Annotated in this window: 9 protein-coding genes; 3 read left to right on the forward strand and 6 right to left on the reverse strand. The window is 69.0% G+C overall.

Annotated features, from left to right (window positions below; translation table 11 throughout):
- Nucleotides 1-14: 14 nt before the first annotated feature.
- Nucleotides 15-188, reverse strand: a complete 174-nt coding sequence (locus EGT67_RS25145) for a hypothetical protein (protein ID WP_164877606.1) — start codon at nt 186-188, stop codon at nt 15-17.
- 135 nt (nt 189-323) lie between these two features.
- Here EGT67_RS25145 and EGT67_RS19305 point away from each other — a divergent pair, with 135 nt between their 5' ends.
- Both EGT67_RS19305 and EGT67_RS19310 read left to right on the forward strand, forming a co-directional pair.
- A complete protein-coding gene (locus EGT67_RS19305; protein ID WP_127917704.1) occupies nt 324-2,021 on the forward strand; it encodes an ABC transporter ATP-binding protein in 1,698 nt (565 codons plus the stop codon).
- Entirely contained in the window at nt 2,018-3,826 is a 1,809-nt protein-coding gene (locus EGT67_RS19310) for an ABC transporter ATP-binding protein (RefSeq protein ID WP_127917705.1), read from the forward strand. The genes EGT67_RS19305 and EGT67_RS19310 overlap by 4 nt, the downstream gene beginning before the upstream one ends.
- A 126-nt stretch (nt 3,827-3,952) precedes the next feature.
- On the opposite strand, the gene EGT67_RS19315 is transcribed toward EGT67_RS19310, so the two are convergent.
- The 5 genes from EGT67_RS19315 to EGT67_RS19335 form a co-directional block, all read right to left on the reverse strand.
- Nucleotides 3,953-5,644 (reverse strand): AMP-binding protein, encoded by a 1,692-nt coding sequence (locus EGT67_RS19315; RefSeq protein ID WP_127917706.1) that lies wholly within the window; start codon nt 5,642-5,644, stop codon nt 3,953-3,955.
- Nucleotides 5,645-5,950: 306 nt separating this feature from the next.
- Complete coding sequence (locus EGT67_RS19320) at nt 5,951-6,475, reverse strand: cytochrome C5 (RefSeq protein WP_127917707.1); 525 nt, start codon at nt 6,473-6,475, stop codon at nt 5,951-5,953.
- Between the two features lie 29 nt (nt 6,476-6,504).
- On the reverse strand, nt 6,505-7,356 hold the full coding sequence (locus EGT67_RS19325; RefSeq protein WP_127917708.1) for a tyrosine-protein phosphatase: 852 nt from the start codon (nt 7,354-7,356) through the stop codon (nt 6,505-6,507).
- Nucleotides 7,357-7,467: 111 nt separating this feature from the next.
- The gene (locus tag EGT67_RS19330; protein WP_164877607.1) at nt 7,468-8,496 is read right to left on the reverse strand and encodes a phosphatidylinositol-specific phospholipase C; all 1,029 of its coding nucleotides are present in this window, start codon (nt 8,494-8,496) and stop codon (nt 7,468-7,470) included.
- Between the two features lie 194 nt (nt 8,497-8,690).
- Entirely contained in the window at nt 8,691-9,629 is a 939-nt protein-coding gene (locus EGT67_RS19335; protein ID WP_127917709.1) for a methionyl-tRNA formyltransferase, read from the reverse strand.
- A gap of 114 nt (nt 9,630-9,743) precedes the next feature.
- On the opposite strand from EGT67_RS19335, the gene EGT67_RS19340 reads away from it, so the two are divergent.
- Entirely contained in the window at nt 9,744-10,544 is an 801-nt protein-coding gene (locus EGT67_RS19340; RefSeq protein WP_127917710.1) for an alpha/beta fold hydrolase, read from the forward strand.
- The last annotated feature ends 48 nt before the right edge of the window (nt 10,545-10,592 follow it).

The raw sequence follows: 10,592 nt of genomic DNA on the forward strand, positions 1-10,592 counted from the left end.
CCTGTCGGTGTTCGTCAGTCGAGCTTGGTGTTCGGGCCGATGCCGAGCATCGAGAGCAGCATCCGGCATTCGTCGGCGTCGGTGGCGTACGCAGCGACGACGCGCTGGGCCTGCCGGGCAGTCTCGTCGGCTACGGGCTCGAGGTCCTCGTCCGCGATGTCGTTCTCGGTGGTCGTCTTCGCGGCCATCTTGTTCCTTCCGGGCTTGCACTATTTCGGCGCAGGTAGTTCTTACTGCGACTCTATGAGAACCGCCCCGGTAAGCGCCACTCACCATCCGGTTAGGGTCTACTTACCTAACTGGATTCGAGGGCTGGAGGATCGATGGCCGGTGGTATCGCGGTTCTGCGGCGGACACTCGCACGCAACCGCGCGCGTTTGTTCGCGGGCACGGTCCTGGTGAGCGTGCACCAGGTCGCGGAAACCGCGGTGCCGATCGCCATCGGTGTCATCGTCGACCGCGCCGTCGAGACCGGTGACGCCACGGCGCTCGCGGTGTGGCTGTCGGCGCTGGCCGTCCTGTTCGTCGTGTTGACGTCGTCGTGGCGCATCGGCGCGCGGTTCATCGTGGCCGCGGTCCAGCAGGAGGCGCACCGGCTGCGCGTCGAGGTCGCCGGCCGGATCCTCGATCCGCGCGGCGTCCGCACCGACCTGCGGGCCGGTGAACTGTTGACGGTCTCGACCTCGGACGCCGACAAGGAGGCGTGGATCCTCGACGTCGTGCCGCGGGTCGCGGCCGCGCTGACCGCGCTGATCGCGTCGGCGATCGCGCTGCTGTGGATCGACGTCCCGCTCGGCCTCGCGGTGCTGATCGGTACCCCGGTGATGCTCGGGCTGCTGCAGCTCGCGGCGCCGCTGATCACCCGGCGTGCGACGGCGCAGCAGGAGACGTCGGCGCGGGCGGCCGGCATGGCGACCGATCTGGTGAGCGGATTGCGCCCGCTGCGCGGCATCGGGGCCGAGGAGACCGCGGCGCGACGCTACCGGGACGTCAGCCGCGACGCGCTCGCCGCGACGATGCGGGCCGCGAAGGCGACGGGTATGTTCGTCGGGGTGTCGATGACGGTGAGCGCGCTGCTCGCGGTCTCGGTCGCGGGGTTCGCCGGCTGGTTCGCGCTGGACGGGCGGATCTCGGTGGGCGAGCTCATCACCGTCGTGGGTCTGTCGCAGTTCCTCGTGGAACCGCTCGGCATGCTGGCGCGCGTGCCAGGCCTGTACGCGAACGCGCGGGCGTCGGCGGACCGGCTCGCCCTCGTGCTCGACGCCGAGCCGCTGCTGCCCGAGGGGACGTCGGTGCCGTCGGGCGCGAGCGACGTGGAGTTGCGGTCGGTCGCGTACCGGTCGCTCGACGACGTCAGCCTCAGCGTGACGCCGGGCGAGCTGCTCGGGGTCGTCGCGTACCGGCCGGAGGACGCCGAGGCGCTGGCCGAGGTGCTGTCCGGGCAGGTGCCGCCCGACCGGTACGGGGGAGAGGTCCGGATCGGCGGCGTCGCGTCGGCCGCCCTCGGGCTCACGCACGCGCGCCGGACGATGCTGGTGGAACCGCACCACACCGACCTGTTCGCCGGAACTGTCCACTCCAATGTCACGGCTGGCGCGCCGGACGCCGACCACGGTGCGGTGCAGCGGGTCCTGACGGCGTCGGCTGCGGTGGACGTCGTCGACGCGCATCCCGCGGGGCTCGACCACGAGGTCACCGACCGCGGGGCCAGCCTGTCCGGCGGGCAGCGCCAGCGCGTCGCGCTCGCCCGCGCGCTGGCCGCGCAGGCGCCGGTGATGGTGCTGCACGATCCCACCACGGCCGTCGACGCGGTCACCGAGCACGCCATCGCCGAGGGCATCGCGTCCGCGCGGCACGGTGACGAGCGCGCCCACTCGACGGTGCTCATCACCAGCAGCCCCGCGCTGCTGGCGGTGACGGACCGGGTCGTGGTCCTGGTCGACGGCCGGGTGGCCGCCGAGGGCACCCACGCCGACCTGTCGGCCACCGACGTGAACTACCGGAAGGCGGTGCTGCGATGAGCACGACTCGGGAACTGCTGCCGATCGCGTCGGCGGGGGAGAGTTGGCGCTGGCTCGGGCGAGAGTTGGGGCAGCGCAAGGGGCTGACCGCGCTGACCCTGGTCGTCGGGCTGGTCGCGGCCGCCGCGGCGGTGGTCCCGGTGTACGTGTTCGGCATGCTCGTCGACCGGGTGCGCGAGGGCGCCCCGGCGTCGACGATCGTCGGCGTCGTCGCGGTCATCACCGTCGCGGCGATCGTCGCCGGCGCGCTGACCGGTGTCGGTTCCTATCTCATCGCGCGGCTGGGCGAGGGCACGCTCGCCGGGCTGCGGGAGCGGGTTCTGGCGCGGGCCCTGCGGTTGCCGATCCCGACGATCGAACGAGTCGGTAAGGGCGACTTGCTCTCCCGCGTCGGCGATGACGTCTCGGTGATCGGCAAGGCCGTCGCCGACGTCGTGCCGAGCCTCATCTCGGCGCTGCTGCTGGTGCTGCTGAGCATGGCCGCGATGGTCGGCATCGACTGGCGGCTGGGGCTGGCGGGGATGGTGGCGCTGCCGATGTACGCTTTGGCGCTCAAGTGGTACCTGCCGCGGTCGGGTCCGCTGTATGCGCAGGAGCGGGTCGCGATGGGGCGCCGCTCGCAGGCCCTCGTCAGCAGCATGCAGGGTGTGCGGACGGTGCGCGCGTACGGCCTCGAGGACCGGCACCTCGCCGACATCGACCGCGCGTCGGCGGACGCCCGCAACCTGGCGGTCGGCGTGTTCGGGTTGTTCACGCGCTTCGCCGGACGCGGTAATCGGGCCGAATTCGTCGGACTCGCAGTGATTCTCGCGGTCGGCTTCGCGCTCGTGGACGCCGACGCGGTGACCGTCGGTCAGACGACGGCGGCGGCGTTGCTGTTCCACCGCCTGTTCAATCCGATCGGCGCCCTGCTGTACACGTTCGACGAGGTGCAGTCCGCGGGGGCGAGTCTCGCCCGACTGGTCGGCGTGCTCGGGATCCCCGAGGCCGACGACACCGGGACACGTGGCGCGCCGGTCGACGGATCGCTCGAGCTCGAGGACCTGCGGCACAGCTACGACGGCGGTCACGAGGTGCTGCACGGCGTGAGCCTGCGCGTCGAGCCGGGCGAGCGGGTGGCGCTGGTCGGGTCGACGGGTGCCGGCAAGTCGACGCTGGCGGCGCTGGCGGCGGGTTCGCTGCCGCCGACGTCGGGAACGGTCCGCATCGGCGGGGTGCCGCTGGGCGGGTTGGGCGCCGAATCGCTGCGCCGGCACGTCGCGATCGTCAGCCAGGAGGTCCACGTGTTCGCCGGTCCGCTCGTCGAGGACCTGAGGCTGGCGCGCCCCGACGCGACGGTCGAGGACGTCACCGCCGCCCTGGACACGGTGGGCGCGCTGACGTGGGTGCGGGCCCTCGAGCACGGACTCGACACCGTCGTCGGGGAGGGCGGTCACGCGCTCACCGCCGCGCAGGCGCAGGAACTGGCGCTGGCCCGCCTGGTGCTGGCCGACCCGGCGGTGGCGGTCCTCGACGAGGCGACCGCCGAGGCGGGCAGCGCGGGTGCCCGCGAACTCGAACGCGCCGCCGACGCCGCGACCCGCGGCCGGACCACGCTCGTCGTCGCGCACCGGCTCACGCAGGCCGCGGCCGCCGACCGGGTCGTGGTGCTCGAGCATGGACGGATCGTCGAGCAGGGCACGCCCGCCCAGCTGGTCGCGGCAGGCGGACGGTACGCCCAGCTGTGGGCGGCATGGGAAGGACAGGCGAGCGGATCGATTGTCTGCGAACGTGACTCCGGTGCCCTCGCGGCCGAGACGATCTAGCTGTATGAGCTCATGGCGTTGGTGACGGGCTTTCGGTCAGGCTGCCGGCCGCAGCGGCAGGGGGCCTCGGCCCGGTCCCATCCGGTGAGCCGGATGGGACCGGGTGTCACATGAGCGACCGCCCAACTAGCCGATGAGGTCCTCGTAGCGGTACTCGGTACTGATCGGCGTGCTGTCGCGGTGTGCGATGTCTTCTCGGTCCTTGAGTTCGACGCGGCGGATCTTTCCTGAGATGGTTTTCGGCAGTTCGAAGAACTCAACCCGCCGGACCTTCTGATACGGCGCTAGATGGTCGCGCGAGTATTCGAGGATCGATCGGGCGGTCTCCGCAGTCGGTTCCCAACCCGCAGCGAGTGCCACATAGGCCTTGGGGATGGCGAGTCTGGTGTCGTCTGGCTGCGGAACAACTGCCGCTTCCACCACGGCCGGATGCTCGATCAGAACGCTCTCCAGTTCGAATGGGGACACCTTGTAATCCGACGACTTGAACACGTCGTCGGTACGTCCGATGTAGGTGATGTAGCCGTCGGCGTCGCGTTGAGCAACATCACCGGTGTGGTAGTAACCGCCGGCCATCACTTGTTCGTTGCGTTCAGGATCGCCTAGGTATCCGGTCATCAGGTTCATCGGACGCTGGCTGAGATCGAGGCAGATCTCGCCTTCGTCGGACTCTTTGCCCGAGACCGGATCGACCAGCACTACCGGCACCCCTGGCATCGGCCGTCCCATCGATCCCGGCTTCACCGGTTGCCCGGGCGTATTTCCGACCTGCAGTGTGGTCTCGGTTTGCCCGAATCCGTCGCGGATGGTGAGTCCCCAGGCCTCCTCGACCTGGCGGATGACGTCGGGGTTGAGTGGTTCACCCGCTCCCAGGAGTTCGCGTAAGAACTCAGGCTTCTCACCAAGGTCGGCCTGGATGAGCATGCGCCATACCGTTGGTGGCGCGCAAAAGGTGTTCACCTCTGCTCGACGCAACTGCTCCATCAAGGCGCTCGCATCGAATCGTGCGTAGTTGTAGACGAAGATCGTCGCCTCGGCAATCCACGGGGCGAAGAAACAACTCCACGCATGCTTCGCCCAGCCCGGTGAGCTGATCGCCAGGTGCACATCGCCAGGTGTCATCCCAATCCAGGCCATCGTGGTGAAATGCCCTACCGCATAACTAATCTGGGAGTGCTCGACGAGCTTCGGCTTGCTGGTGGTCCCCGAGGTGAAATAGATGAGCATGGGCTCGTCGACGGTCGTCACCGAGTCGAACGGGCCGTCCGACTCCACCGAGGCCGAGTCGGCATACGACTGCCATCCGTCTCGGTTACCGCCCACGGTGATGCGGAGATAGTCACCTCCGATGTCGTCGAACTTCGACGTGTCTCCGGCGTTGGCGATCACGCAGCGGACTGCGCCGCGAGCGATGCGGTCACGCAAATCCTCGGGGCCCAGCGCCGCAGTCGTCGGCATCACGATCGCGCCGAGCTTCATGACCGCCAGCATCGCCTCCCACAGCTCGACCTGGTTGCCGAGCATCAGGATGACGCGGTCCCCTTTCCTGATCCCCAACTGCTGCAGCCACGTCGCCGTGCGATCCGACCGGTCGGCCATTTCGTCGAACGTCACCTTCACTTCGGTGCCATCAGGCTCGACGATCCACAGCGCGATGCGCTCGTTGCCGCGGGCGAACGCATCGAACCAGTCCGTCGCCCAGTTGAACTGGCCCGTCAGGTCCGGCCACCGAAACTCGTCAACGGCCTTGTCGTAGTCATCGGCGAGCGCGATCAGCTGATCCCGGGCCGAACGGTACAGGTCTGTGTTCGTCTTCATGTGATCATGATCTGCGTCACAGTGTGATCGAGACCACCCCCGAAAGGGGGCGGCACGTACCACGCAGGCTTCGCGGCGTGGCGCCGTGTTGTGTCAGGGCGTTGCCACCTGTCGTGACAGCGGACGACGACCGATGTGATCGGTCATTGTGGGTGGCTCGGTCCGTCGTCGTGGAGCGCTCTGTGATACGTCTCGAGCCGTTCGTGCCGGCCCTGTCACGTTGATTCGGTCACTGAACTCTCCGGCTCCGGGCTGTCCGGTTTGATGATCGCTGGACGGGACGGATTTCCGCGATGTGAGCCCGTCCTAGTGGTCGTCGGCCGAACTCACGTGGTCCAGGAGGTCGTCGAGCGACGCGAACTCGACGACCTCGGCGTCGTCGTCCTTCTCGTCCACCATCACCCCGTCGACCTCGAGATCCTCGTCGAGTTGCGCCCGGATCCAGCTGTCGGGGAACTGCTTCGGTGCGGCGAAGGAGAGCAGTACCGCGTCGTGGTAGACGGCCATCGACGTGAGGGTCAGATCGTCGCGCAGGTCGGTCGCCTCGATCACGCGCTGCTCACCGACCGCCTCCTCGATCTCCCCGGCGATCGAGTCGACGATCCGCCCCCATCGGGAATCGGTGACCGCGAGCACTCGTTCCACGGCAGCGAGGAGCGCCCCGGTGTCCATGTCGGACCGGTCGCCGAGTTCGGGGTCGACGTTCACGTTGACGTCGGTCCCGACGGCGCGCATCCGAGCGCTTCCGAAGACGAATCCGTCGTCCGCCTGTGGCGCCGTCAGCAGCCCCGTCCGCGCGATTTCGTCCCTGAGTCGGTCGATCGGATCCATCGGGTCATGCCTTCCGAAGCTGACGCGGGTCAGACGAGCAGACGAGCCCGCAGGGTGTCGATGGTCTGCTGGTCGACTCCCAGTCCCTTGCGCACGTAGTTGTCGACACCACCGTACAGCCGGTCGACCTGAGCGAAAGCGGCATCGAGCCAGGATTTCTCGACGGCCTTGTCGCGGCCGAGGTACGTGTTGCTGGCCAGGAAGTCCTCGTAGACCGTCTCCTTCGGCACGCCCAGCAGGGTCAGCAGGATCGCGGTACTCCAGCCGGTACGGTCCTTGCCTGCGCTGCAGTGGTACACGGTGGCGCCGTCGGTGTTCTCGGCGATCGCCGTGAGCAGGTCGCGGAAGGCGACGTCGGAGCCGCGGTAGGTGACCATGAACGGGTAGCCGATGGACTGGCCGATGTCGGACGATCCGTTCACCGCGGCGTCGACCAGCGCGCGTCCTAACGTGAGCGGCACGAACTCGTGGAACCCGATGCCGTGCTCGAACGAGACGACGTCCGCCACCTGGTAGCGGACCCCCTCGGGGATCCGGTCCGGATCCTCCTTGCGTTCCCACATGTTTCGCAGGTCCACGTCGAGCGTGACGTTCGCGGCCGTCAGCGCGGCCTGGTCCGCGTCGGTGAGGGAGCTGAGCTTGTTGGAGCGGAACACCAACCCGGTGCGGACGTGCCTGCCGTCCGACGTCGCGTAGCCGCCGATGTCGCGGAAGTTCTTTGCGCCCTCGAGGCGAATCGCGGTGGTGGTCGTCGCGTCGGTGGTCGTGTCGGCCGCCGGTTCGGCGCCGGCGAGCGGGGCGGCGACCACCGGTGCGACCAGGGCGAGCAGGCCCACGATCAGTAACAGAAGTCGATTGAAGGCGGTGCGTGTCGATCCCATGGGTCCTCGCGAGTGACGGCGTTGTACGCGAACGGCCCGGCGCCGCCGCGGAGTCGGAGGCAGGTTAGCCGTTCCCGGTCGGCCGTGTCCGGCGAATGAACAGGTCGGCGGTCAGCGGAAGTTTCGGGCGATGACCGTCTCCACCAGCGCGGCGGTCGGGAAGTCGGCCATCACGACGCCGGTCCGGCCGGTGCCGGAGGTCCGCAGGTACTGCTCGGCGCGGGTGAGCATTCCCGGGGTTCCGGGGACACCCTTGGCGACCGTGATCGGCACGGTTCCGGTCGCCATCACGGCCGGGGAGGCTCCGGTGGCGCTCAGGTGGTTGACGAACAGGGTCCGCGGGGCGCCGGCGGCCGCCCGCTCGAACTGGGTGCGGACCTTGTCCCACTTCGTCGTGACCGCGGCGAGGTTCGGCAGTTCGAAGTCGTCCTGGATGTCCATGTCCCGACCCGCCCACCGGGGGCCGTACGCGGCGGTGGCAACGAAGTCCTGCAGCACGACGATCTTGCCGCGGGTCTCGCCGAGCCCCGGGATTCGTTTGTCGTATCCGGCGGGCGGCCTCCACAGGTGCGCGCCCAGCAGATCACGGGTCTCGGGGTTGTCGTGGATGTACCAGTCCAGGGTTGCCTGGTACGTCCGGGTGTTCTCCTCCTCCGTGTGCTCCTTCTTCAGTCGCATGAGCACGGTCTCGCTCGGATTCGACTGCAGGAACGTGGTGACCGTCCGGATGACGTCGGTGAAGTTGGCATGCAGGTACTCGGGGCCGTGATGGATCGGGAACACGTCCCGGAAGTGTCGGGTGCGGATGTCGAGCGCGCGCACCCCGGCCTGTAGCTGAGTGGCCAGATCGAAGTCCTGGGTGAGGGTCGCGATCGACGAGTTGTGCGCCATGGTGTCGTGGCTGCCGGGAAGCGACAGCCCCGCAAGATCTGTGCTGTCGGGCAGGAGGCGCATCCAGTCGGGTGCCGACGCGGTGTCGAGGTCCCCGCGGCCGAAGCTGCCGGCCGCCAGGTCGGCGCTGCCGACGCTGGACGCTGCCGACGCAACCGGGAGGTGCGTCGGAAGGGCGAACAACAGCGGGCTCGCCGCGAGTGCCCGCAGCACGGTGCGACGTCCGGGGCGAGATGCGGCGTCGGGCATGGGGCCTCCTTCGCGGGACGGACCCGCGTGGGAACGCTGCCTCCGCCGGGCGGCGAAGCGCGCCCAGTATCGCAGGAAAGTCGCTGCGGTGGAACGGTTTCGGGCTTTATCGGAGCCGATCCGGATCAGATGGTGCGGCGGCGGGGCGGAGCCGCGGGCGCGAACCCGCGGATCCGCCCCGCCCGGACCGGGACTCAGCGCCCCAGGTACCCGCCGCCGTGCGGGAAGAACTCCTTGCCCGACATCTCGGTCCCGTCGTCGAGGCGGACCCGTTCGATGACGAGGCCCTTGTTCTGCCCGGTGCGGGCGTCGGGGCCGGCGACGATGACCATGCCGTCGCCCTCGTGGATGAAGACGCGGCCGGGGGTGCCGCCGTAGTTGCCCTTCGACACCGACGAGTGGAGCACCCGGATCCGCTGTCCCTTGAACGTGGTGAACGCGTTGGGGTACGGGTCGGACTGGGCGCGCACGAGACGCTCGATGGCGTCGGCCGGCCACGTCCAGTCGATGCGGCTGTCTTCGTCGGAACGCTTGTGGAAGAAGGTGGCCTGTGTGCGGTCCTGCGGGGTCCAGTCGGTGCGGCCGGACTCGATGAGCGCGAGCGCGTCGAGGGTGATCGGGCCGATCATGTCCACGGTGCGGTGGAACAGGTCGGTGACGGTGTCCTTAGGCCCGACCGGCGTGGAGCGCTGCAGGACGATGTCGCCGGCGTCGAGTTCCTCGTCCATGAGGTGCGCGGTGAGGCCCACCTCCTGCTCGCCGTTGATGAGCGCCCAGATCAGCGGCGAGAAGCCGGTGTACTTGGGCAGCAGCGAGTCGTGGATGTTGAGGGTGCCGTAGCGCGGCGCGTCGAACACGTCCCGCGGCAGCCACGTCCGCCAGTTGTTGGCGACGATGATGTCGGGCTGGGCGGCCTTCAGGGCGGCCTTGAAGTCCTTGTCGGGCTTGTTCGCGATGTGGACCGGCACGCCGTGCTCGGTGGCGAGGTCGGCGACGGAGTCGGCCCACATCTTCTCGTAGGCGTGGTCGCTCTTGGGGTGGGTGATGGCGAGCACCACCTCGTGATCCGAATCGAGGACGGCCTGCAGGGTACGGTGGCCCCAGGTTTGGTAGCCCAGCGTGGCGACTCTCAACGCGATCCCTCCGGGACGGGGTTGGACAGTTTCAGCCGCCGGACGCGACGACCACGGTGAATTAGGTTACCCAACCCTATTCGACGCAGTGAGAGCAGCACGAGGAAGGCCGACATGCCCATCGCCACCATCAACGGGATTCCTCTGAACTACCAGGTCAAGGGCGAGGGCGACCTCGTCGTGCTGATTATGGGGACCGGCAGCCCCGGCCGCGTGTGGGACCTGCACCAGGTGCCGGCGCTGCAGGCCGCGGGCTACCGGGTGTGCACGTTCGACAATCGCGGCATCGCGCCGTCCGGGGAGAGCGTCGACGGCATCACGATCGAGGCGATGGTGGCCGATACCGCGGGGCTGATCGAACTGCTCGGTGGCCCGGCGCACGTCGTGGGCACCTCGCTCGGTGCCCGTGTCGCGCAGGAGTTGGCGCTCGCGCGCCCGGAGTTGGTCCGCAAGGCCGTGTTCCTCGCCGGTCACGCCCGCATGGACCAGTTCCAGCGCACCCTCAACGAGGGGGAGCGGGCGCTCGAGGAGTCCGGCGTCGAACTGCCGGCCAAGTATCGTGCCGCCGTCACGGCGGTGATGAACCTGTCGCCCGCCACGCTCGCCGACCAGCACGCGGCCCGCGACTGGCTCGACGTCTTCGAGTTCTCCGGCGGCAAGACCTCGCCCGGGGTGCGCGCGCAGCTCGCGATGGACCGTGAATTCGACCGGGTGCACGCCTACCGCGGCATCACCCGGCCGTGCCTGTCCGTCGGCTTCGCCGACGACCGGATGATCCCGGCCTACCTGTCGAAGGAGGTGGCGGACGCGATCCCGGGCGCGGTGTACCAGGAGATCCCCGACACCGGGCACTACGGCTACCTGGAGCGTCCCGAGGCGGTCAACAAGGTGGTCCTGGACTTCCTCGCCGGCTGATCCCGCCCGCAATCGCGGGAGGGCGGTGGGCGAGTTCTGCAGCAGGGG

This window comes from Prescottella agglutinans (assembly GCF_004011865.1).
Lineage (GTDB): Bacteria > Actinomycetota > Actinomycetes > Mycobacteriales > Mycobacteriaceae > Prescottella > Prescottella agglutinans.

Coding starts and splice junctions, on each gene's coding strand:
- EGT67_RS19310 (WP_127917705.1), top strand. CDS start 2,018: ATGAGCACGACTCGGGAACTGCTGCCGATCGCGTCGGCGGGGGAGAGT.
- EGT67_RS25145 (WP_164877606.1), bottom strand. CDS start 188: ATGGCCGCGAAGACGACCACCGAGAACGACATCGCGGACGAGGACCTC.
- EGT67_RS19315 (WP_127917706.1), bottom strand. CDS start 5,644: ATGAAGACGAACACAGACCTGTACCGTTCGGCCCGGGATCAGCTGATC.
- EGT67_RS19340 (WP_127917710.1), top strand. CDS start 9,744: ATGCCCATCGCCACCATCAACGGGATTCCTCTGAACTACCAGGTCAAG.
- EGT67_RS19325 (WP_127917708.1), bottom strand. CDS start 7,356: ATGGGATCGACACGCACCGCCTTCAATCGACTTCTGTTACTGATCGTG.
- EGT67_RS19330 (WP_164877607.1), bottom strand. CDS start 8,496: ATGCCCGACGCCGCATCTCGCCCCGGACGTCGCACCGTGCTGCGGGCA.
- EGT67_RS19320 (WP_127917707.1), bottom strand. CDS start 6,475: ATGGATCCGATCGACCGACTCAGGGACGAAATCGCGCGGACGGGGCTG.
- EGT67_RS19305 (WP_127917704.1), top strand. CDS start 324: ATGGCCGGTGGTATCGCGGTTCTGCGGCGGACACTCGCACGCAACCGC.